This window comes from Nocardioides sp. JS614, from assembly GCF_000015265.1.
In the GTDB taxonomy this organism is placed as follows: Bacteria; Actinomycetota; Actinomycetes; order Propionibacteriales; family Nocardioidaceae; genus Nocardioides.
The window spans coordinates 1,794,735-1,816,335 of sequence record NC_008699.1; the positions used below are offsets into that span (position 1 = coordinate 1,794,735).

The following is a 21,601-nucleotide window of genomic DNA, read 5'->3' on the forward strand; positions in this document are numbered from 1 at the left end:
GCCATGGACCTGCCGGTCGACCTGGACGCGCGCGCCGACCGGGCGAGCGCGATCTATCGCGCGCTGCTCGAGGCGATCCGCGCCGGCCGGGTCGGTGCCGGTGACCGGCTGCCGCCGACCCGCACCCTGGCCCGCGACCTGGGGGTCGCGCGCAACACGGTTGCCACCGCGTACGAGCGGCTCGCCGCCGAGGGCCTCCTCGACGCCCGCGTGGGCGCGGGCACCTACGTCACCGACCTGGCCGCGCCGGTGCCGGCGCCGCGCCGCCCCGGCTCGCTGCACCCACGGGCCGGCTGGTCGTTCCGGCCGCTGCCGGTGAGCGGCGAGCAGCCGGCACCGCCGTACGACTTCCGGGTCGGCATCCCCGACGCGTCGCTGTTCCCGTTCGACACCTGGCGTCGACTGGTGGCCGCGGAGCTCCGCGCCGGGGCGCACCGCCCGGGCACCTACGCCCACCCAGCGGGCCTGCCGCAGCTGCGGGCCGCCATCGTCCGCTACCTCGCCCTGGCCCGCGGCGTCGCAGCCGAGGCCGACGACGTCGTGGTGACCCACGGCACCCAGCAGGCCCTCGACCTGGTCGCCCGGGTGCTGCTCGAGCCAGGCGACGTCGTCGCGGTCGAGGACCCCGGCTACCCGTTCGCGCGCGAGCTGTTCGCGTCGCACGGCGCCCGCGTGGTGCCCGTCCCGGTCGACGCGGAGGGCCTGGTCGTCGAGCGGGTCCCGGAGCGGGCCCGGCTGGTGTTCAGCACCCCCTCACACCAGTTCCCGCTCGGTCCGCCGCTCTCGCTGGCCCGGCGCCAGGCGCTGCTCGAGCTCGCCAACCGACACCGGGTCGCGATCGTCGAGGACGACTACGACAGCGAGTTCCGGTTCACCGATCGCCCGCTCGAGACGCTGCACGCGATGGACCGGCACGGCCGGGTCGTCTACGTCGGCACCTTCTCGAAGTCGCTGCTCCCGGCCCTGCGGGCGGGCTACCTGGTCGCTCCCGAGCCGCTGCGCGAGGCGCTGCTCGGGGCCCGCCAGCTGGCGGACGGCCACGGCGGTCCGGCCGAGCAGGCCGCGCTCGCCCACTTCGTGGCCGACGGGCTCCTCGCCCGGCACCTCAGGCGGGCTCGGGCGACGTACGCCGAGCGTCGCGAGCTGGTCCGGTCCGGGCTGGAGCGGCTGCTCGCGGACCGCCTCGAGGTGGTCCCGTCGGCAGCCGGCCTGCACGTCGCCGCCACGTTCCGCGACGCCGAGGTCGACGACGCGGCGGTCGCGGAGGCGGCGCTGGCGGCCGGCGTCGCGGTCGAGCCGCTCTCGGCGTACGCCGTCGGGCCGGACGTCCCGCCGGGCCTGGTGCTCGGCTACGGCGCCGCAGGCACCGCCACGATCAGGCCGGGTCTGGAGCGGCTCGCCCGGCTCGTCGCGTCCACGCCATCCAGGCCACCGCGGCCGCGCCGACCAGGAGCTGCGGCAGCAGGTAGCGCCCGGTGAGGCCGAGCAGCACCAGCGTCGAGGCGAACGCGACGCCGGCGCCGCGACGGACCCAGGTGCCGGGCGGGAGCAGTCGGATCGCGGCGGCGGTGCCGACCACGTAGACCAGGCTGAAGGCACCGGTGACCAGCAGCATGGTCCGCTCGACGGGGACGCCGGTCACCGCCACAGCACCCAGGGTGCCGAGCGCGCCGAGGGTCACCACGGCCAGGGACCGCCGCGGCACCTGGCCGGCCGTCGAGCCGCGCGCGAACCACACCGGCAGCGACCCGTCGCGCCCGAGGGCGGCGCCCAGCCGCGCGCTGCCCGCGAAGTAGGCGTTCATCGCGCCGAGCGACAGCAGCACCGCCACGACGGTGGTCACGCCGCGGGCCGGCTCGCCGAAGCCGCGCACCAGGAGGTCGGACAGCGGCGCGGTGCTGGTGTGCTCGCCGAGCACCGCGACGGTCGCGAACGCGACGCCGAGGTACAGCACGCCCATCACGACCAGCGCGATCACGGTCGCACGGCCGATGTCGCGGGCCGGGTGCCGGTACTCCGAGGAGAGCGACGTGACGACCTCCCAGCCGGCGAACGCCCAGATCAGCAGGGCCGCTGCGGAGCCGACCGCGGCCCAGCCGTGCGGTGCGAACGGTGTGAGGTGGCCCGCGTCCGCATGGGGGAGGGACACGAGCGTGGCGACCAGCAGCAGCACCGCCAGGGTCGCCGCGATCGCGAGCTGCACCCGCCCGGAGACCCGGATCCCGTACCAGTTCATCACCGCCACCGCGCCGATCAGCAGCCCCGCGGTCACCAGCTGGGTCTGCCGGCCGCCGCCGGCGCTGTCCGCGACGTACGCCCCGGCGAAGCCGGCCGCCGCCGGGGCGCCGAGCGGGATCGCGAAGTAGAAGCACCAGCCGACCAGGGTCGCGACCCGGGCGCCGAAGGCGCGCCGGGCGTACGTCGAGACGCCGCCACCGTCCGGGTAGCGTGCGCCGAGCGCGGCGAACGTGCTTGCCAGCGGGACCGACAGCAGCACCAGGGCCAGCCAGGCGACCAGCGAGGCCGGGCCCGCCTCGTGCGCGGCCAGCGCCGGCAGCGAGATCACGCCCGTCCCCAGGACCGCCCCGAGCGTGAGTGCCGCGCCCTGGGACACCCCGAGTCCGCCCTCGGCCAGCGGGTCGTGGGCGGGCAGCGGATCGGGGGTCAACGAATGGGTCGGGCCCGGGGCCTGGGTCACGGGCACAATCTAGGGGCCCGGATTGTCCGTTCGCAGCGCCAATCCTGTTCGGTCTGTACGGGCCAATCCGGGGACCGGTCAGCGGGACCGGTCAGCGGGACCGGTCGGCCGTGGCCCGACGGAGGACGGTCCGCACCGTGAACGTCCTGTCGTTGTCGCGGGCCCGGCCCTGGCACGACCAGGTGGTCCGGTGCCAGCAGGAGAACCGGGTCGAGGCGTTGACCAGCACCACGGTGACCGACCGGACGTTGCGGCTGCCGAAGCCGACCGCCGTCCGGCCGCGGCCGTCGCGGTCGAGCCGGATGGTCCGATGGTCCACCCCGTGCTTCGTGCGGATCACGAGGACGGCGCGCGGGTCGGTTCGCTCGGCCGGGCCGTCGACGACGACCCGCAACCGCCAGCGCCGGTCCTTCAGCGCGGCGTCGGGGCGCACCACGACGTTGCGCGAGGCCAGGTGGTTGATCCGGAGGTCGGCGCCGTGTCGCGGCCGATCCGTCGAGAGTCGCCAGCGCTGAGTGGCCGGCGAGCCTGCCCAGGCGCCACCCTCCTCGTAGGTCCGTCCGGGCAGCACGTTGGCGGCGGCGAACGAGCGGTACACGTCCGGGAAGCCCCCGTACTTCCTCAGCACGCCCTTGACCGCGGTGGTGGAGTACTGGTGCCCGGCGCCCGGGTAGGCACCCGCGCGGGTCCAGATCGAACGGACCACGCCGTTGCCGAAGCGGTGGGAGAGGTACTCGAAGAACAGCCAGTTGCCGTACTGGTTGAAGCCCTGCTGGTCGAACCGGTCGAGCGGCCGGCCGGGGGAGCCCAGCTGGCCGTAGGGCAGGTACTGCCGGTTGTCGTTGACGTCGTCGGCGACCCGCTCCTCCATCCAGGTCGCCGACGCCTCCATCAGCCACGGGTCCTCGCCGTAGTCGTAGGCGAACTGCACGGCGTGGAAGAACTCGTGCGCAGCGGTGACCCGCAGGCTCTGCCGTGGTGGTGCGCCGTACTGCGCCCGGGCGAAGTCGTTGTCGAGGACGCAGTAGCCCGACGCGAGCCACTTCCGGTCCGGCACCCGCTCCTCGGGGACGCAGTACCCGTACAGGCCGCGGGACCCGAGCTCCTTGAGGTAGACGTCGAGCTTGTCGTCGCCGCCGCGGTGGCCGTCGCGGACCGGCGGCCGGTAGCCGAGCCTGCGGACCTCCGTGCGCCACACCCTGTTCATGAAGCCCAGGTTCGTGTCCACCCAGGCCCGGCTCGGCGGCGCGTCGGCGGTGCTGGTCACCCAGTGCATGCAGATGTGGTTGCGGCAGGTGCGCTCGGCCGGCACGAGGTAGCCGTCACCCTGGTCGTCGCCCGCGCCGTCGGTCGGCCGGGCCAGGATGCGTCGGGCGGCCCGACGGTCGTCGGCGCCGAGCGTGGGCAGCGCGCGGAACAGGTCGCGCAGCGCGAGGGTCGCGTCGGGTCGGGCCGGGACGGTCCGACGGGCTCGCGGCTGCTCCTCGGCCGCGGGGCCGCTGCCGAGGCCGATCGCGCTCCGGGCGGCGGCGAGCACCCCGTCGACAGCTGCGTCGTCGTCGGCAGGCACCCCCGCGGAGCCGAGCTCGAGGCCCGACGGCCGGTCCTCCGCGGCGGACGGCGCGCCGGCGCCGGCGAGCCCGGACACGGCCATGATCACGGCCAAGGTCACGCCCAGGATCGAGCGGCGCATCTTCCTCCTCGAGAACGAAAGCTGACGGCGCCCTGCGTGCGCGCCTGGCCGCGGTACTCGCCCGGCCCGGTGCCCCAGCCTAGACGGGCGACACACCCGGACCGGGGAGGTCAGCTGCCGCCGGAGATCTTCTCGATCAGCGCCGTGGTCGAGATCGCCGGCGTCCGGGACAGGTAGACGACCTCGCAGATGTCCTCGAACTCGTCGAACTTCCCGGCCCAGTCGTCGCCCATCACGAGCACGTCGGCGGCGTACTCCTCGATGTAGTGGCGCTTGAGCTCGAGGCTCTCCTCGACGAAGACCTCGTCGACGGGCTTGAGGGCGGCGACGATCGCGAGCCGCTCGGCCTGGCTGAAGACCGGCTCGCGGCCCTTCTTGCGCAGGTTCAGCTCGTCGGCCGAGACGCCGACGACCAGCCGGTCGCCCAGCGCCGCGGCGCGCTCGATCACCCGGAGGTGCCCGACGTGGAAGACGTCGAACGTGCCGAAGGTGATGACCGTGCGAGACATGCGGCGCATTCTGGCACGCGCACCCCTGGGGCAGGATGGCGGGCGATGACCACCATCTCGATGATCACGCCCAACCCGGCCGCCGACGAGCTGCGCCGTCGCGGCCTGCGCCGGATGCGGACGCTCGCTGTCTCGCTGCTGCTCTTCGCCGCCGTCGTGTACGTCGCGACCCTCGAGCAGGACGGGTTCCTCGGCTTCGTGAACGCCGGCGCGGAGGCGTCGATGGTCGGCGCGATCGCCGACTGGTTCGCCGTGACCGCGCTCTTCAAGCACCCGTTGGGGCTGCCGATCCCGCACACGGCCCTGATCCCGCGGCGCAAGGACGAGCTGGGCCGTGGCCTGGAGGAGTTCGTCGGGGAGAACTTCCTCCAGGAGGGGATCATCCGCGACCGGGTGGCCGCGGCCACCATCTCGCTGCGGGTCGGTCGGTGGCTCGCGCACCCCGAGCACGCCCGGCGGGCGGTCGACGAGGTGGCCGACGTGGCCGTGATCGCGCTGAACCGGGTCCGCGACGAGCACATCGAGGGGCTGATCCGCGACGCGCTCGTGCCGCGCTTCCACGACGAGCCGATCTCACCGCTGCTCGGCAGCCTGCTGGAGGAGACCGTCCGCGACGACCTGCACCACGGCCTGGTCGACCTCGGGCTCACCGAGCTGCACCGCTGGCTGGTCGAGAACCCGGACACGGTGGCCGAGGTCCTGGGGGAGCGGGCGCCGTGGTGGACTCCGACCCGGCTCAACGACGCGGTGACCACCCGGGTGCACCGCGAGCTGGTGCGGTGGGTCGAGGACATCCGCGACGACCCGCGCCACCACGCCCGCCAGGCCCTCGACTCGATGCTCGAACAGCTCGCTCACGACCTCCTGCACGACCCGGAGACGCAGGAACGCACCGAGCGGCTCAAGCAGCGGCTCCTCGACCACCCACAGGTGATCAGCTCGAGCGTCTCGCTGTGGAACGCCCTGCGCCGCAGCCTCCAGGCGTCACTCACCGACCCCGAGGGCGCCGTACGCCGCCGGCTGCTGGACGAGGTCTCCCGGTTCGCCGACCGGCTGCTCGCCGACGAGGCTCTGCGCGAGCGGCTGGACGGGCTCGCCGCGGACGCCACCGTGTTCGGCGTCGAGCGGTACGGCGCGGAGGTGACCACGGTGATCACGCACACGATCGAGCGCTGGGACGGCAAGGAGGCCGCCCGCCGGATCGAGCTGCACGTGGGCCGCGACCTGCAGTTCATCCGGATCAACGGCACCATCGTCGGCGGCCTGGTGGGCGTGCTGATCCACGCCGTCAGCGTGCTGGTTCACTGATCCCATGGCCGAGCCGACACCCTTCGACGTACCGATCCGCGACGAGTCGATCCGGCTCGGCCAGTTCCTCAAGCTCGCGAACCTGGTGGAGTCCGGCGCGGACGCCAAGCCGGTGATCGCCGACGGGCTGGTGCGGGTCAACGGCGAGGTCGAGACCCGCCGCGGCCGCCAGCTCGTGGTGGGCGACGTGGTCACCCTCGGGCCCGCGGCCGCCCGCGTCTGTGACGCCGCCTCGTTCGAGGACCACCTGCCCTGGTGACCGTCGAGCCGGGACTTCTGCGCGTTGATTCGGGACCTGGGTGGTCGGATCTCCCGACTCGACCGACGGAAGTCCCGAATCGACGTCAGCTGACGGCGAGCAGGTCCACGACGAAGATCAGGGTCTCGCCGGGCTTGATCACGCCGCCGGCGCCACGGTCGCCGTAGCCGAGGTGCGGCGGGATGACGAGCTGCCGCCGGCCGCCGACCTTCATGCCCTGCACGCCTTGGTCCCAGCCGGAGATGACCTGGCCGACGCCGAGGCGGAAGCGCAGCGGCTCGCCGCGGTTGTACGACGCGTCGAACTCCTCGCCGGTCGAGTGCGCGACGCCCACGTAGTGCACGGAGACGGTGGCGCCGGCCGAGGCCTCGGGTCCGTCCCCCTCGGTGATCTCGGTGACGACCAGGTCGGTGGGCGGTTCGAAGTCGGGGAAGTCGATCTCGGGCTTGTCCATGTGCCTCAGCCTAGGTGCTGACAGGATCGGGTCGTGACCTCGATCTCGCAGCGCTGGCGACGCCTCGACCCGGGACTGGTCCTGGGCGCGGCGGTGCTGGTCGTGCTGGTCCTCGTCGCCCTGACCACCAACGTGCAGCTGATCGCGGTCTTCGCCGCCGGCCCGATCGTGTCGAGCCTGCTCACCTCGCCGCGGCGGACCGCGCTGCTGGGGGTCGCGGCTGTCGGCCTCGCGCTGCTGTCCGGCCGTTGGCAGCACGACGTCGGGACCCTCGACTGGTCGGTGCGCGTCGTGCTCTGCGTGCTGCTCTCGCTCCTCGCCGTGCAGGGCGCTGCGCTGCGGGAGCACCGGGAGGGCCGCCTGCAGCGGATGACGGTCATCGCGGAGACCGCCCAGCGGGCGGTGCTCCGCTCGATGCCGACCGCGATCGGTTCGATCGGCCTGGCGGCGCGCTACGTCTCGGCGACCGCCGAGGCGCTGGTCGGGGGCGACCTGTACGAGGTCGCCGCGACGCCGTTCGGCGTCCGGGTCATCGTCGGCGACGTCCGTGGCAAGGGCCTGGAGGCCGTGCAGACCGCGGCCGCGGTGCTCGGTGCCTTCCGGGCAGCCGCGTTCACCGCCCCCGACGTCGCCGACCTGGCGCGCACGATCGACGACACCCTGGCGCGGATGATCGGTGAGGAGGAGTTCGTCACCGCCATCGTGGGCGAGTTCCACGGCGATCGGGTCGCCCTGGCCAACTGCGGCCACCACCCGCCGCTCCTGGTGGTCGACGCCGCCGTGACGACCACGGACACCGGTGAGCCGACGCTCCCACTCGGGCTCGGCGCGGTACCTGTGCTCACCGAGCACCCGTGGCCGGTCGGCGCCCGGATGCTCTTCTACACCGACGGGCTGGTCGAGACCCGGGACCGGCAGGGACGGTTCTTCCCTTTCGAGGACCACGCCGCCGAGCTCGGCGAGGGCACCGTCGAGGAGGCGCTGGACCGGTTGGTGGCGCGGCTGCTCGCCTGGAGCGGCCAGCGGATGGCCGACGACCTCGCACTGGTGCTCGCCGAGAGCGAGGGCCGCTGACCCGGGTCCCGCGCACCCGCCAAGGGACCGTCAGGTCTGGTGGACGTAGCTGTCGAGCTGGTCGCGCTCGAACTCCAGCTGGTCGATGCGGTGCTTGACCACGTCGCCGATGCTGATGATGCCGACCAAGCGGCCCCCCTCGACCACGGGGACGTGGCGCACCCGGCGTTCCGTCATCGTCTTCATGAGCTCGTCGACCTGGGTCTCCTGGTCGCACGTCTGGACGACGGTGGTCATGATCGCCTGCACGGTGTTGTTGATGACCGTGCCGTCGCTGTGGAGGTGGCGGACCACGTCGCGCTCGCTGACGATCCCGTCGACGCTGGTGCCGTCCGAGCTGACGATCAGGGCCCCCACGTTGTGCTCGGCCAGCTTCGCGATCAGCTCGCGTACGCCGGCATCCGGGCCGATGGTGATGACCTCATGACTGGGCTTGGCCTTGAGTACGTCGCCGATCCGCATCGCTCCACCTCCGTAGGGTCCTGGCCGACCTATGCGCAGACCGTACTGGTCGGTCCGGTCACCCGTACACCCCTGCGTCCAGCCAGCGGCCGGTCCCGGGAGCCGGGTGCCGTCCCTGACGTCAGTCCCGGGGGCGGTGCAGCCGCAGGTCGGAGACCGAGCCGGGGCCGGTGCGCCGCGAGTCGGGGTCGTCCTCGTCGTCGGGGAGCGCCGCGAGGAACGAGAGGGCGGCCTCGTGGAGGTGGCCGTTCGTGGCGAGCGCGTTGCCGCCGAACGGTCCGTCGGTGCCGTCCAGGGAGGTGAACCGGCCGCCCGCCTCGCTGACGATCACCGCCAGCGCGGCCATGTCGTAGATGGCGAGCTCGGGCTCGGCCGCGATGTCGACCGCCCCCTCGGCGAGCAGCATGTAGGACCAGAAGTCGCCGTACGCCCGGGTGCGCCAGCAGCGGCGCATCAGGGACAGGAAGTCGTCGAGCCGGTCGCGCTCGTCCCACCCGTGCAAGGAGGCGTAGGAGAGCGAGGCGTCCTCGAGGCGGCGGACGTCGGACACCTGGCAGCGGGTCGCCTTGAGCAGCGACCGGCCGGTCCATGCGCCGCTGCCGATCGACGCCCACCAGCGGCGCTGGAGCAGCGGAGCGGAGACGACGCCGACCACCACCTGGTCGTCGACGACCAGGGAGATCAGCGTGGCCCACACCGGGACGCCGCGGACGAAGTTCTTGGTGCCGTCGATCGGGTCGATGACCCAGCGCCGCTGGCTGTGGCCGGTGGAGCCCTGCTCCTCGCCCGTGACGGCGTCGCGAGAGCGCACCCGGGACAGCGTGCGCCGGATGCTCTCCTCGACCGCCTGGTCGGCGTCGGTGACCGGCGTCAGGTCGGGCTTGCTCATCACGTGCAGGTCGAGGGCCTTGTAGCGGGCCTCGGTCAGGGAGTCGGCATCGTCGGCGAGGACGTGGGCGAGCCGCAGGTCGTCCGTGTAGTCCGTGGAGATCGGCACACCGTCAGCCTAGTGACTGAACGATCCGGCGTGGTGGTCCGTGTACAGGTCATGGAGATCAATGGGCTCCCGCTGCATCCCCTGGTCGTGCACGCCGCCGTCGTGTTCGGCGCGCTCGCCGCGGTCGCGGCCCTCGGCTACGTCGCCCTGCCCCGGTGGCGCGGCATCCTGCGCTGGCCGATGCTGCTCGTCGCGCTGGTCGGGGTCGGGTCGATCGTCGCGGCGTACTACAGCGGCAACAGCTTCTTCAGCTCCCGGCCTCCCGAGATCCGGGCGAACCCCCAGGTGCTCAGCCACCAGCACCTCGCCCGGCAGCTGTTCTGGATCACCCTCGGCTTCGGGGTCGTCGCGCTCGCTGCCGCCTGGCTGTCGCGCCGCACCGGCGTGACCCGGGTCGTCCTGGACGTGCTGCTGGCGGCCGCCGCCGTGGTCGTCCTGGTCTGGGTGGTCCGGACCGGCGACGCCGGCGCCCGCGCCGTCTGGGGCTGACCCGAACCTCCCCGTCGCATGTAACGCCCTGTTACCGCATGTTCCGACCCGGCTGCAACACGGGTGGAGGAGGGGGTAACACGGCGTTACAGCAAGCCGGTCGCGCCCGTCAGTAGGCCGGCTCGCTGCGCGCGGCGAGCAGCCGGCGGAACGAGGCGACCCGCTCCGGATCGGCCGTGCCGGCGGCCACCGCCTCGTCCAGGCCGCACTCGGGCTCGTCGTCGCCGTGGGTGCAGCCCCGCGGGCAGTCCTCGGTCATCTCGTCGAGGTCGGGGAACGCCTCGATCAGGCGCTCCGGCTCGACGTGGGCCAGCCCGAAGGAGCGGATGCCGGGGGTGTCGATGATCCAGCCGCCGGCGCCGTCAGCAGCGTCCGGCAGAGCGAGCATGAAGGCCGAGGTCGAGGTGTGCCGGCCGCGGCCGGTGACGGCGTTGACCACGCCGACGTCACGCCGCGCGTGCGGCACCAGCGCGTTGACGAGGGTGGACTTGCCGACGCCGCTCGAGCCGAGCAGCACGCTGGTCCGTCCGCGCAGCCGGCCGCGGAGCTCGGTGAGGTCGTCCCCGCGCTGGGTCACGACCCACGGCACGCCCAATGACCGGTAGGTCCGCAGCAGGGTCTCCGGGTCCTGCAGGTCGGCCTTGGTCAGGCAGAGCAGCGGCTGCATCCGGGCGTCGTACGCCGCGACCAGCGCCCGGTCGATCAGCCGCGGCTGCGGTTCGGGGTCGGCGAGCGCGGTGACGACCACGAGCTGGTCGGCGTTCGCGACGATCACCCGCTCGACCGGGTCGTCGTCGTCCGCAGTGCGCCGCAGCGTGGTGACCCGCTCGCGGACCTCGACGATCCGGGCGAGCGACCCGTCGTCTCCCGAGGTGTCCCCGACGACCCGCACCCGGTCCCCGACGACCACGCCCTTGCGGCCGAGCGGGCGTGCTTTCATCGCGAGCACGGTGCGGTCCCCGACCAGCAGCGTGAACCGTCCGCGGTCGACCGTGACGACGACCCCGTCGACGGCGTCGTCATAGGTCGGGCGCTCCTTGGTGCGCGGACGGGTGTGGCGGCGCGGACGGTCGTAGTGCTCGACGTCGTGGTCGGAGTAGCGTCCCCGCGCCTTGGGGCTCATCGCCCGCTCACTCCTCGATCAGCCCGGACCAGAAGCCGGCGAAGTCGGGGAAGGTCTTGCCGGTCGTGGCGACGTTCTCGACCAGCACGTCCTCGACGGCGGCGCCGATGATCACCCCGGCGTGTGCCATCCGGTGGTCCGCGTAGGTGTGGAACACGCCGCCATGCAGTGGGGCGGGCCGGATGCTCAGCCCGTCGGCATGCTCGGTGACGTCGGCGCCCAGCCCGCTGAGCTCCGTCGCGAGGGCGGCGAGCCGGTCGGTCTCGTGGCCGCGGATGTGCGCGATGCCGCGCAGGTGCGACGGCGCCTCGGCGAGCGCGCACAGCGCCGCGACCGCGGGCGTGAGCTCGCCGACGTTGTGCAGGTCGACGTCGATGCCGAGCAGCGTCCCGCTGCCGGTGACCCGCAGCCCGGTGCTGTCCGGACCGTCGACGAAACCCACTTCGCAGCCCATCGCGGTGAGGATGTCGCGCAGCGCGTCGCCGGCCTGCGTGGTCGAGCGCGGCCAGTCGCGGACCACCACGGTCCCTCCCGACACGGCCGCCAGGGCCAGGAACGGCGCGGCGTTGGAGAGGTCCGGCTCGATCAGGTGGTCGACGGCGCGGACCGGGCCGGGCGCGACCCGCCATCGGTTCGCGTCAGCGCCGTCCACCTCGACCCCGTGCTCGCGCAGCATCGCCACGGTCATGTCGATGTGCGGCAGGGAGGGCACGGGCTTGCCGTCGTGGCGTACGTCGACGCCGTGGTCGTACCGCGCGCCCGCGAGGAGCAGCGCGGAGATGAACTGCGAGGAGGCCGAGGCGTCGACCACGACCGTCCCGCCCCGCACCGTGCCCGAGCCGTGGACCGTGAACGGCAGCGTGTCGCCCTCGACCGACACGCCGAGGGTGCGCAGCGCACCGAGGATCTCGCCGATCGGCCGCTTGCGCATGTGCGGGTCGCCGTCGAAGGAGACCGCTCCGGTCGACAGCCCGGCGACCGGCGGCACGAACCGCATCACGGTGCCCGCCAGGCCGCAGTCGACGGCGGCGTCGCGGTCGAAGGCGCCGGGCGTCACCAACCAGTCCGCACCGGTGGTGTCGACCTGCGATCCCAGTGCGGTCAGTGCGGCCGCCATCAGCATGGAGTCGCGCGAGCGCAGCGCCCGGCGTACGACGGAGGGCCCGTCGGCCATCGCGGCCAGCACGAGCGCGCGGTTGGTGAGCGACTTGCTCCCCGGGAGCGTGACGACCGCGTCGACGGGGCGCCGCGCCCGGGGTGCGAGCCAGGGGTCCGCCAAGGAGTCGGGGGGCGTCGTCACCCCCGCACCCTATCGACGGCCGGGGTCAGGCGACCTTGGCCTTGGCGAGCTTGGCCTCCTGGCGTGCGGTGCTGGCGAGGTGCCTGGCCTGACGCCGGGCGTCCTTGGCGGCGTGGCGGGCCCGCCAGGCGACGCCCGGCTTGCCGTCGGTGTCGCCTGCGGCGATCAGCAGCCCGCCCAGCATCGAGAGGTTCTTGAAGAAGTGCAGCTTCTGCTGGGTGCGCTGCGTCGGGTCCTGGACCTCCCAGAAGCGGTGACCGGCCGCGGTCGTCGGCACCAGGGAGGCGGCGAGCACCGCAGCCGAGAGCCGGGGGGCGCGTCCGGTGGCAAGAGCGAGGCCGGCACCGATCTGGATCCCGGCGTTGAGCTTGACCAGCTTCTCCGGGTCCTCCGGCAGCGGGACGCCGGCGCGCTTGGCGAGCGGGACGAGACGGCTGATGACGGGCTCCGCCTTGCCGGCTGGTACCGAGGCGTTCTTCAAGGCGTTGGCCGCTCCGACCAGGAAGGCGGAGGCGAGCATGGGGCGGGCGATGAGTCTGCTGACGGTCATGGCTCCTTCTTACCCGAGCCGGCCGGTTCTTACCCGAGGTCGGCCCCGTAGCCGCCCGCTCAGGGACCGACCGGGACCCCGACCGAGATCGTGGGCAGCGGCACGCCCGCCACGCCGCCGGTGACCTGCACCGAGGCACCGTCAGGGCCGGCCGATGCCTCGACGCCGAGCTGCACCAGGGGTGACTGAGGCGGCGCGGAGGGCGGCGCCGAGGGCGGTGCGGAAGGCTCCTCGGTCGGTCCGCTGGTGGGGCCACTCGTCGGTCCGTCGGTGGGGCCTCCGGTCGGCCCGGCGGTCGGTCCCGACCCTTCGGTGGCGGCCGCCGGCGTGGGCCGGCCCGGACCGGCGGTGGCCTCCGCCGACGTCGTGGTGCCGGTCGCGGCCCCGGGGCCGGCGGGCCGCCGGCCCAGCGGGAGGCCGGGTCCGGCCGAGGCCGTCAGCGAGGGCGCCACCGTCACCACGGGGTTGTCCTCGGCCGCCGGCTGCCCGCCCGGCTCGTGCTGCAGGGCCACGACCAGCCCGGCGACGACGACGGACGCGGCGGCGCCGGCGACCGCAGCGGTCGGGGCGTGGCTGACCACCGCGTCGCGGGCGCGGCCGATCAGCACGGCGACGCCGCCGGTGGCCGCGGACAGCCCCCCGGTGGTGGCGCCGACGTACGCCGTGGCCGCGGTGCCGAGCAGCAGCGGGGCGAGCAGGGCCCCGAGCCCCGAGTTGACCTCCGTGAGCTCGAGGTAGATCGCCGTGCAGCGCCGGCACTCCTCGAGGTGCTGCTCGACCCGGGCCGTGTCGCGGCGGGACAGGCCGCCGCGGACGTAGGCGCCGAGCTGGGCGCGGGTCCGGGCGCAGGCGTCGTCCTCGACGTCCTGGGTGTGCATCGACAGGTAGGCCTGGCGCAGCCCCTCGCGGGCCCGGTAGGCGAGGGCGGAGACCGAGTTGGGGCTCATGCCCAGCAGCAGGGCGACCTCCGCCGGCTTCTGCTCCTCGACCTCCGTGTGCCAGAGCACCAGCTGCCACCGCTCGGGCAGGGACGCGAACGCGCGGGCAGCGGTGGCGCTCTCGAAGCCCTCGACCGCCGTGTCCCGGAACGGCACCCCGGGGTCGAACGGGGTGAGGTCGCCGGTGGTCTGCAGCCGGGCCGTGGCCCGGATCCGGTCGACCTGGAGGCGGCGTACCGCCGTGAGGAGGTAGGCGCGGAAGGCGAGGTCCGGCCCGCCGCCGCGCTGCAGCACGACCAGCACCTTGGCGAACGCCTCGGAGACGAGATCGTCGACCTCGCCGGAGGGGACGAGCTGCCGCGCCAGGCGCCGGGCAGCCTCGACGTGGCGTGCGAAGAGCTCACCGTAGGCGTCGGTGTCGCCGCCCCGGACGGCGGAGATCAGCTCTCCGTCGCTGGGGCCCTCGAGAGTGGAGACGTGGCTGGCCACATCCGACCAACGCGCCACCCCGGAAAAGATCACGGCACCGGACGGCAGAAAAATGGTGACGAAGTTCGCGTGAACCGCGTCATGGACCCGCGCCCGGGCCGTTCCATCCCCGCAGACCAACCGAGGGGGAGCCACCGTGGGAAGGTTCACGACGCGCAGGCGACGTGCGACCACGGACGGCCCCGAAACAAGGAGGGAGCTGTCCTCACAGCTGCGCGCGGCCCTGCCGCCGCGGTTCGAGGCAGTCGGGGAGGCCCTTGTTTCGGGGTCGGGCACGGTCCCGGCCTGCGAGGTCGCCGGCGCGCTCCTGGCCCGCGACGGGCTCTCGCTCGAGGAGGCCCTCGACCGGCTCTCCACGACCACCCGGCTCGTGCTGGACACCGATCCGGCCTTCACCGACACCCGGGCACTGACGGTCGCGTGGAGCGAGGCGGTCCTCGGCTACCTGCACGGCCTGTCGTGCGACGACCCCTTGACCGGCCTCGCGAGCCTGGCACACCTGCGCAGTCGCGTCTCGGACGCCTATCGCGGAGAGGACCGGACCGGCGCCTCCGTCTCGGAGTCGCACGCCCTCGTGGTCGTGGCCGCCCCTCCCTGGCCGGATGCGGCGTCGGGCAGCGACGACGTGCTCACCCGCGCGATGCGGACCGCGCAGCTCGGCGACACGGCTCGGAGTGTCTTCCCCGGCACCGAGACCATCGGCCACGTCGCGCCCGGCCGGGTCGTGGTCCTCGCCGGTCGTGACGACCGGATCGGGCGGCGGGTCGGCCTGTTGCGCCGGATGCTCGACGGCGACGCGCACCCGCACGTCCGGGTGTGGATCGAGGGGCTGCCCGAGTCCGACGAGGCCGCGGGCCGGCTGCTCGACGAGCTGGCCCGCGTCTGACCGAGTCCCGCGACCTCGATCGACCACAGCGCGCCCCCGGGCGGCGCGGCCGAGGAGCGACCAGCGCGGAGGACCGGCGGTTTCCCCGGTGAACCGGGGAAACCGGAACTGTTGGCCCGAAACTTCGGCCGAACGGTTCCGGTTTTGGCCGAGAAGTCCAGCTTCCTCGCGCATCCGGGGTCGGGGGACCGGCCTCGGGTACCACTAGCCTGACGGTATGTGCGGTCGCTACGCCTCGAGCCGTCGGCCCGAGGATCTGGTCGAGGAGTTCGACATCGCCGACGTCCGGATCCCGGCGCCGCTCGCGGCCGACTACAACGTGGCGCCGACCAAGGAGGTCTACGCCGTCGTGGAGCGACCCCCCTCGAGCGAGAGCCCGGAACCGCCGCAGCGCCAGCTGCGGGTGCTGACCTGGGGCCTGGTGCCCTCCTGGGCGAAGGATCCCTCCATCGGCAACCGGATGATCAACGCCCGGATGGAGACCGTCGCGGAGAAGCCGGCGTACAAGCGGGCGTTCGCGAAGCGCCGCTGCCTGCTGCCCGCCGACGGCTACTACGAGTGGTATCCCACCGAGGAGCAGACCAAGGCCGGCAAGCCGCGCAAGCAGCCCTTCTTCATCCGCCCGAAGGACCACGGAGTGCTCGCGATGGCCGGCCTGTACGAGATCTGGCGCGACCCGACGAAGGGCGACGAGGATCCCGACCGGTTCCGGTGGACCTGCACGGTCATCACCACCGAGGCGGAGGACGCCCTCGGGCACATCCACGACCGGATGCCGCTGATGGTCGGGCGTGAGCGCTGGGCCGACTGGCTGGACCCGACCGCGCCGCAGGACCACCTGCTCGAGCTCCTGGTGCCGGCGGCGCCGGGGACGCTCGAGGCGTATCCCGTCGCCGCCCTGGTCAGCAACGTCCGCAACAACGGACCGGAGCTGGTCGAGCCGCTGCCGCTGGCGCCGGACGGCAAGGTCGTCTCGTGAGCACCGCAGAGCGCCGCGTCGACACCCCGCACGGCGAGGCGCGCCTGGTGGTCGACCAGGCGCGCGCTCCGGTCGCCACCGTCCTGCTCTCGCACGGCGCCGGCGCCGGGATCGACACGGCCGACCTGGAGGCCCTGGCGCGACACCTGCCGCGCAACGGGATCACCGTGGTCCGCCTCGAGCAGCCCTGGAAGGTCGCCGGCCGCAAGGTCGCCACCGCGCCTGCCACGCTGGACGCGGCCCTGGTGGCCGCTGCCAACCGGCTCCGCACCCGGACGCCGCTGGTCCTGGGCGGCCGGTCCGCCGGCGCCCGGTCGGCCCTGCGCTGCGCCCGACAGCTCGCGGCCAGCGGCTGCCTGGCGCTCTCGTTCCCGCTGCACCCGCCCGGCCACCCGGAGAAGACCCGGCTCGACGAGCTCCGCGGAGCCGGCGTACCGACCCTGGTGATCCAGGGCGAGCGTGACCCGATGGGCCGACCCGAGGAGTTCCCCGACGGCGTGGACCTGTGCGTGGTCCCCGGTGCCGACCACGGCCTGAAGGTCCCGGCGCGCGGGCCGATCGCCCAGTCCGAGGCCCTCGAGATCGTCGTCGAGTCCGCACTGGAGTGGATCGTGCGCGAGGTCGCCGGCGGCGGCCGGGGGAATGACGGCCCGGCCTGACGCGTTCACCTCGCATGCTCGCTGTGCTCGAACCGCCCGCCCCGGGGCTAGTCTGGGGTGCGATGACTGACCCCGACGTGACCCTGCCCGAGACCGTTCTCGACCCCGACCCCGTGGATCTCGCCACGGAGACCGAGGCCGAGCGGTCCGCGCGCTTCGAGCGCGACGCGCTGCCCTTCCTCGACCAGCTCTACTCGGCCGGCATGCGGATGACCCGCAACCCGGCCGACGCCGAGGACCTGGTGCAGGAGACGTTCGCCAAGGCGTACTCCTCCTTCCACCAGTTCAAGCCCGGCACGAACCTGAAGGCCTGGCTGTACCGCATCCTCACCAACACCTTCATCAACACCTACCGCAAGAAGCAGCGTCAGCCCCAGCAGTCGATGTCCGAGGACGTGGAGGACTGGCAGCTGCACCGCGCCGAGTCGCACTCCTCGACCGGGTTGCGCTCGGCGGAGATGGAGGCGCTCGAGCACCTGCCCGACTCCCAGGTCAAGGACGCCCTGCAGAGCCTGCCCGAGGAGTTCCGCCTCGCGGTCTACCTCGCCGACGTCGAGGGGTTCGCCTACAAGGAGATCGCCGAGATCATGGACACCCCGATCGGCACCGTGATGTCCCGGCTGCACCGGGGCCGGCGCCAGCTGCGCGACATGCTCTCCGACTACGTCCGCGACAACGACCTGCTCACCGTCGGACGGGATGGCGGCACGTCATGAGCCACGACCACCGCCCAGAACCCAGCTCCGAGGACTGTGCGGACTTCCTCGAGCGGATCGTGTACTTCCTGGACAACGAGCTCGACGAGGGCGACTGCTCCGCCGTGCGACTGCACCTGGACAGCTGCAACCCCTGCCTGGAGCGCTACGACCTCCAGCGCACGGTGAAGGCCGTGGTGGCGCGCTCGTGCGCGGAGTCGGCCCCCGACGAGCTGCGCAAGCGGGTGCTGCTGCGGATCCGCGAGGTGCAGGTCCAGATCCGCGAGACGCCCTAGCGAGGACGCGGCAGCGGACTCGCCGATGGTGGTCGAGCACGCCGCGCGGCTGAGGGACGAAGCCGCGACCGGCAGGTCGAGACCGAGCCACGACGGCCGGGCCGGCGTCGTCGGCCCACAAGCAGAGAACCCCCGAGCCGGTGGCTCGGGGGTTCGTGCTTTTCGCGCTCAGGCGTTGGGGCGCTTGCCGTGGTTCGCGCCCTTCTTCTTGCGAGCGCGGCGCTTGCGGCCGGTCTTGCCCATGGGATTCCTCCTGATCGGGACGTGTCTGGCCCGTCAGGGCCATCGGTCAGTCTCTCAAACTCGTGGCCGGTCTCCAAACCGGGCCGGGTCGAGTCCGCTCAGAGTCGGGACAGGAACCGCTCGGCGTCGACGACCACCCGGGTGATCTCGCCGGTGGCCGCGAGCTTCCCGGCTCCCGCGGCGCCGACGTTGCGCGCCGCGACGGTGAAGCGGTGCAGCCGGCCGTCGACGTACGACGCGGACGCGGTCACCTCGACCTGCTGGCCGACCGGGCTGGCCGCGACGTGCTCGACCTCCACCCGGGTGCCGACGCTGGTGGAGCCCGTCGGGAGGCTCGGGTCGATCGCGGCGCAGGTGGCCGCCTCGAGCCAGGCGAGCAGCCGGGGGGTCCCGAGCACCGGCAGGTCGCCCGACCCGAGGGTCGCGGCGGTGTCGTCGTCGGTCACCGTGAAGGTGAGCGTGGCGGTGGGGGCGGCGTCCATCAGAGCTCCAACCGGAAGGCGATCAGGTCGACACCCGGCACCGGCGACCAGTCCCGGTCGGGGAGCCGGCGGAAGCCGAGCCGCTCGTAGGCGCGGTGTGCGGCTCGCATCTCGTCCAGGCTCGAGAGCACGATCGCGTTCGAGCCGAGCTCGCGGAAGCGGTCCACGACCAGCTGCAGCAGCGCCTCGCCGACGCCGCGGCGCTGCGCGGCCGGGTCGACCGCGAGCATCCGGAACTCGCCCTCGCCCGGTCGTCCGATCTCGCGCCACGGGGAGCCTTCGAGCGCGATCGTCACGGTCCCGACGACCGACCCGTCGAGCTCGGCGACCCAGAGCTCGGCCTCGCGGTCCCGGGCCGCGGCATCGCCCAGCTTGTGCGTGTAAGGGTCCTCGGGGCCGAGGGTGAACTCGGTGTACGCCGCGACCGTGACGTCGCCCGCCGTCGCCAGGTCGCCGGGCTGGGCGCGGCGGACGACGACGTCGGCCGGCTCAGACACCGAAGCTGTTCCGCGGGTAGGTCGCGGTGACGTCGGTGATGACGTTGACCAGGTAGGGCACCCCGGAGGCGAACGCGCGGTCCAGCGCCGGGCCGACCTCGCGGGGGTCGGTGACCGTCTCGCCGGCGCCGCCGAGCGCGCGGACCACCTGGTCGTACGCCGTACGGGGCGCGAGGTCGGCGATCACGTCGTACCCGTAGAGCATCTGCATCGGGCCCTTCTCCAGGCCCCAGGCGGAGTTGTTGCCCATCACCATGACCACCGGCAGGTGGTGGCGCACCAGAGTGTCCACGTCCATCAGCGAGAAGCCCGCCGCCCCGTCGCCGAGCAGCAGCACCACCTGCGCCGAGGGCCGGGCCAGCCGGGCGGCGATCGCCGCCCCCAGGCCGGCGCCGAGACAGCCGTACGGGCCCGGGTCGAGCCAGCCGCCGGGGCGCTTGGGCTCGACGAACTTGCCCGCGAAGCTGACGAAGTCACCGCCGTCGCCGATCACGACCGCGTCCTCGGCGAGCCGGGGGACCAGGTCGCCGTAGATCCGGGCCGGGTGGATCGGGTCCGCCTCGGCGCCGAGCAGCGCGGCGTCCCGCTCGACCGCCGCGGCGACCGCTGCCCCGAGATCGCCGACCCAGCCGGACCAGTCCGGCCGCCGCACGACCTGCTCCATGGCGGCGAGCAGCCCGTCGAAGACGCTGGACAGGTCGCCGGAGACCGAGGCCGCGAGCGCCGCGTGACCGGAGAGCTGACCGGGGGAGTCGGCGACGTGCACGACCTGGGCCGGCGTGGCGCCGTCCGCGCCGCCGAAGATGCCGTATCCGAGCCGGAAGTCCAGCGGCGTGCCGACGACCACGACCAGGTCGCTGCCGCCGAGGGCCTGGCCGCGGGCCTTGGTGACCAGCAGCGGGTGGCCGCCGGGGACGACGCCGCGGCCCATGCCGTTGGTGATCGTCGGGATGCCGACGGCCTCGACGAAGCGCAGCGCGGCCTCCTCGGCGCGGTCGGCCCACACGTCGGTGCCCAGGATCAGCACCGGTCGCGCGGCGGCGGCCAGGAGCTCGGCGACCTCGGTGATCGCATCGGAGTCCGGCTCGGCGCCGCGGGGCGCGGTCACGTCCGGGAGCGGCCCGCCGGCGCTGTTGAACAGCTCGTCCATCGGCACGTCCACGAACACCGGGCCGCGGTGCGGAGAGCCGGCGGTGACGAAGGCTTGGTGCATGCCGCCAAGCACTTCGCCCGCGGTCGGGATCGTGCGCGCCAGCTTCGAGACCGGCGCGAGGATCGGAGGCTGGTCGAGCTCCTGGAGGGCGCCGGTGCCCCAGCGGCCCTGCGGGGCGCGGCCGCCGACGACGACCATCGGCGACCCGGCGAACTGTGCCTGCGCGACCGCGCTGAGCCCGTTGGTCACGCCGGGACCCGCGGTGAGCACCGCGAGACCGGGGACTCGGGTCAGCTTGCCGGTCGCCTCGGCGGCGAACGCGGCGGTCTGCTCGTGGCGTACGTCGAGCAGCCGCAGCGGCGTCGCCGACTTCACGGCGCCGTCGTACAGCGGGAAGACGTGCGCGCCGGACAGGGTGAACATGGTCTCGACCCCGTGGGCCTGTGCGACCGCGACCGCGAGCTCGCCGGCGTGGCCGTTCACTTCCGTGGACATGCTGCGAAGGTTACTCACCCGTAGGTGCGAGGTACGCGGCGTTGGTGGACTTGAGCGCGTCGAGCACCACCAGGAGCAGGTCGGAGCGGACCTGCGGGGGCCGCGAGCCCAACGAGAGCTGGAGGTACAGGGCGCGCAGGAAGGCCTCGGTGTTGCCACCCACGAGGTAGGGGTCACGGTCGTCGTACGACGAGCGGGTGCCGGCCGCGACGGCGAGCCGGGCGATCCAGGGCTCGAGCACGCGCAACGGGACGACGTTGCGCCGCAGCACGTTCATGGTCGCGAACGCGAGCCGGTCCGGCTCGCCGGTCGTGAACACCCGGTCGACCGGCAGCAGCACTCGGTCGGCGACCACGTCGAGGAGCACCGTCAGCTCGGGGGTGGCCAGGTGGGGTGAGCTCGCCAGGATCGCGAGGGCGTCGGCGCCGTGCGCGACCGCGTGCGCCCAGCCCTTGCCGGGCACGTACCCGCGCAGGTCACGCTCCCGCAGCAGCCAGGTGGCGAGGCGGTCGCCCCACTCGAGGATCTTCCCGCCGGGCAGCAGCGGGCGCCGGTTGTCGCGGGCGACGCACTCACCCAGGACGAGCGCGGAGAAGCTGCGCCGGAACACCGTGTCAGTGCCCTGCTCGCCGAGCCCGACCCCCAGGCCGACCGCCATGCCGTCGCCCAGCCCACCCAGGAGGTCGTCGTAGACACCTCGGTCGATCCACGTGGTGAGCGTCGGATAGGCGGTGCCGTCCCGCAGCGCGGGGTCGGGGTCGCCGAGCATGCGTGTGAGTTCGGCGGTCAGGTCGTCGAGCGGCCGGTCGGACGGGACCGCGAGCCCGTCTGCGTGCACCTGTCGCCAGTATGACCCGGACATAGGGGCCATCC

25 protein-coding genes are annotated in these 21,601 nt (G+C 73.6%); 10 read left to right on the top strand and 15 right to left on the bottom strand.

Annotated features, from left to right (window positions below; genetic code table 11):
• Positions 1–3: 3 nt before the first annotated feature.
• Positions 4–1,479, top strand: coding sequence for a MocR-like pyridoxine biosynthesis transcription factor PdxR (gene pdxR / locus NOCA_RS09950; protein ID WP_011755148.1), 1,476 nt, complete (start codon positions 4–6; stop codon positions 1,477–1,479).
• Here the strand turns inward: pdxR and NOCA_RS09955 are convergent.
• From NOCA_RS09955 to NOCA_RS09965, 3 genes are all read right to left on the bottom strand, one after another.
• The gene (locus tag NOCA_RS09955; protein ID WP_238383449.1) at positions 1,376–2,698 is read right to left on the bottom strand and encodes an APC family permease; all 1,323 of its coding nucleotides are present in this window, start codon (positions 2,696–2,698) and stop codon (positions 1,376–1,378) included. The two genes, pdxR and NOCA_RS09955, sit on opposite strands and share 104 nt — an antisense overlap.
• Positions 2,699–2,789: 91 nt before the next feature.
• A complete protein-coding gene (locus NOCA_RS09960) occupies positions 2,790–4,391 on the bottom strand; it encodes an MXAN_6640 family putative metalloprotease (protein WP_011755150.1) in 1,602 nt (533 codons plus the stop codon).
• A gap of 110 nt (positions 4,392–4,501) precedes the next feature.
• The gene (locus NOCA_RS09965) at positions 4,502–4,900 is read right to left on the bottom strand and encodes an adenylyltransferase/cytidyltransferase family protein (RefSeq protein ID WP_011755151.1); all 399 of its coding nucleotides are present in this window, start codon (positions 4,898–4,900) and stop codon (positions 4,502–4,504) included.
• A 45-nt stretch (positions 4,901–4,945) separates the two neighbouring features.
• Between NOCA_RS09965 and NOCA_RS09970 the strand changes: the two genes are divergently transcribed.
• Entirely contained in the window at positions 4,946–6,208 is a 1,263-nt protein-coding gene (locus NOCA_RS09970; protein ID WP_011755152.1) for a DUF445 domain-containing protein, read from the top strand.
• Positions 6,209–6,212: 4 nt separating this feature from the next.
• Positions 6,213–6,467 carry an RNA-binding S4 domain-containing protein gene (locus NOCA_RS09975; RefSeq protein WP_011755153.1) on the top strand — a complete coding sequence of 85 codons (255 nt, stop codon included), beginning with the start codon at positions 6,213–6,215 and terminating at the stop codon, positions 6,465–6,467.
• 85 nt (positions 6,468–6,552) lie between these two features.
• Here NOCA_RS09975 and NOCA_RS09980 read toward each other — a convergent pair whose 3' ends face one another.
• A complete protein-coding gene (locus NOCA_RS09980) occupies positions 6,553–6,921 on the bottom strand; it encodes an FKBP-type peptidyl-prolyl cis-trans isomerase (RefSeq protein ID WP_011755154.1) in 369 nt (122 codons plus the stop codon).
• Between the two features lie 33 nt (positions 6,922–6,954).
• Between NOCA_RS09980 and NOCA_RS09985 the strand changes: the two genes are divergently transcribed.
• Positions 6,955–7,995, top strand: a complete 1,041-nt coding sequence (locus tag NOCA_RS09985) for a PP2C family protein-serine/threonine phosphatase (protein ID WP_011755155.1) — start codon at positions 6,955–6,957, stop codon at positions 7,993–7,995.
• A 30-nt stretch (positions 7,996–8,025) separates the two neighbouring features.
• On the opposite strand, the gene NOCA_RS09990 is transcribed toward NOCA_RS09985, so the two are convergent.
• Together NOCA_RS09990 and NOCA_RS09995 are read right to left on the bottom strand one after the other, a co-directional pair.
• The gene (locus NOCA_RS09990; protein WP_011755156.1) at positions 8,026–8,457 is read right to left on the bottom strand and encodes a CBS domain-containing protein; all 432 of its coding nucleotides are present in this window, start codon (positions 8,455–8,457) and stop codon (positions 8,026–8,028) included.
• Positions 8,458–8,578: 121 nt separating this feature from the next.
• Positions 8,579–9,454 (bottom strand): inositol monophosphatase family protein, encoded by an 876-nt coding sequence (locus tag NOCA_RS09995; protein WP_011755157.1) that lies wholly within the window; start codon positions 9,452–9,454, stop codon positions 8,579–8,581.
• Positions 9,455–9,466: 12 nt separating this feature from the next.
• Between NOCA_RS09995 and NOCA_RS10000 the strand changes: the two genes are divergently transcribed.
• Positions 9,467–9,943 carry a DUF2231 domain-containing protein gene (locus NOCA_RS10000; protein WP_140404011.1) on the top strand — a complete coding sequence of 159 codons (477 nt, stop codon included), beginning with the start codon at positions 9,467–9,469 and terminating at the stop codon, positions 9,941–9,943.
• Positions 9,944–10,052: 109 nt separating this feature from the next.
• Here NOCA_RS10000 and rsgA read toward each other — a convergent pair whose 3' ends face one another.
• From rsgA to NOCA_RS28435, 4 genes are read right to left on the bottom strand one after another with little or no spacing between them, the layout of a single operon-like run.
• The gene (gene rsgA / locus NOCA_RS10005) at positions 10,053–11,066 is read right to left on the bottom strand and encodes a ribosome small subunit-dependent GTPase A (protein ID WP_011755159.1); all 1,014 of its coding nucleotides are present in this window, start codon (positions 11,064–11,066) and stop codon (positions 10,053–10,055) included.
• A 7-nt stretch (positions 11,067–11,073) separates the two neighbouring features.
• Positions 11,074–12,366, bottom strand: coding sequence for a 3-phosphoshikimate 1-carboxyvinyltransferase (aroA, locus tag NOCA_RS10010; RefSeq protein ID WP_011755160.1), 1,293 nt, complete (start codon positions 12,364–12,366; stop codon positions 11,074–11,076).
• A 25-nt stretch (positions 12,367–12,391) separates the two neighbouring features.
• Complete coding sequence (locus NOCA_RS10015; protein ID WP_011755161.1) at positions 12,392–12,916, bottom strand: DoxX family protein; 525 nt, start codon at positions 12,914–12,916, stop codon at positions 12,392–12,394.
• Positions 12,917–12,975: 59 nt separating this feature from the next.
• Positions 12,976–14,361 (bottom strand): sigma-70 family RNA polymerase sigma factor, encoded by a 1,386-nt coding sequence (locus NOCA_RS28435; RefSeq protein WP_197687711.1) that lies wholly within the window; start codon positions 14,359–14,361, stop codon positions 12,976–12,978.
• Between the two features lie 118 nt (positions 14,362–14,479).
• Here NOCA_RS28435 and NOCA_RS10025 point away from each other — a divergent pair, with 118 nt between their 5' ends.
• From NOCA_RS10025 to rsrA, 5 genes are all read left to right on the top strand, one after another.
• Positions 14,480–15,229, top strand: coding sequence for a hypothetical protein (locus NOCA_RS10025; protein ID WP_011755163.1), 750 nt, complete (start codon positions 14,480–14,482; stop codon positions 15,227–15,229).
• A 217-nt stretch (positions 15,230–15,446) separates the two neighbouring features.
• On the top strand, positions 15,447–16,208 hold the full coding sequence (locus tag NOCA_RS10030) for an SOS response-associated peptidase (protein WP_011755164.1): 762 nt from the start codon (positions 15,447–15,449) through the stop codon (positions 16,206–16,208).
• The gene (locus NOCA_RS10035; protein WP_011755165.1) at positions 16,205–16,867 is read left to right on the top strand and encodes an alpha/beta hydrolase family protein; all 663 of its coding nucleotides are present in this window, start codon (positions 16,205–16,207) and stop codon (positions 16,865–16,867) included. The genes NOCA_RS10030 and NOCA_RS10035 overlap by 4 nt, the downstream gene beginning before the upstream one ends.
• Before the next feature lie 62 nt (positions 16,868–16,929).
• Positions 16,930–17,583 (top strand): sigma-70 family RNA polymerase sigma factor, encoded by a 654-nt coding sequence (locus tag NOCA_RS10040; protein ID WP_011755166.1) that lies wholly within the window; start codon positions 16,930–16,932, stop codon positions 17,581–17,583.
• Positions 17,580–17,858 carry a mycothiol system anti-sigma-R factor gene (rsrA, locus tag NOCA_RS10045; protein ID WP_011755167.1) on the top strand — a complete coding sequence of 93 codons (279 nt, stop codon included), beginning with the start codon at positions 17,580–17,582 and terminating at the stop codon, positions 17,856–17,858. Before NOCA_RS10040 ends, rsrA begins: the two co-directional genes overlap by 4 nt.
• Before the next feature lie 168 nt (positions 17,859–18,026).
• Here the strand turns inward: rsrA and NOCA_RS28645 are convergent, their stop codons facing one another.
• The 5 genes from NOCA_RS28645 to NOCA_RS10065 all read right to left on the bottom strand — a co-directional run bounded on the left by NOCA_RS28645 (position 18,027) and on the right by NOCA_RS10065 (position 21,590).
• Positions 18,027–18,101: a 50S ribosomal protein bL37 gene (locus tag NOCA_RS28645; RefSeq protein WP_369759046.1), complete on the bottom strand. Its 75-nt coding sequence runs from the start codon at positions 18,099–18,101 to the stop codon at positions 18,027–18,029.
• 98 nt (positions 18,102–18,199) lie between these two features.
• Entirely contained in the window at positions 18,200–18,583 is a 384-nt protein-coding gene (locus NOCA_RS10050) for a thioesterase family protein (RefSeq protein WP_011755168.1), read from the bottom strand.
• Entirely contained in the window at positions 18,583–19,080 is a 498-nt protein-coding gene (locus NOCA_RS10055; protein WP_011755169.1) for a GNAT family N-acetyltransferase, read from the bottom strand. Before NOCA_RS10055 ends, NOCA_RS10050 begins: the two co-directional genes overlap by 1 nt.
• The gene (locus NOCA_RS10060; protein WP_011755170.1) at positions 19,073–20,728 is read right to left on the bottom strand and encodes an acetolactate synthase; all 1,656 of its coding nucleotides are present in this window, start codon (positions 20,726–20,728) and stop codon (positions 19,073–19,075) included. The genes NOCA_RS10055 and NOCA_RS10060 overlap by 8 nt, the downstream gene beginning before the upstream one ends.
• Before the next feature lie 10 nt (positions 20,729–20,738).
• Complete coding sequence (locus NOCA_RS10065; protein WP_011755171.1) at positions 20,739–21,590, bottom strand: DUF2785 domain-containing protein; 852 nt, start codon at positions 21,588–21,590, stop codon at positions 20,739–20,741.
• Positions 21,591–21,601: the final 11 nt, after the last annotated feature.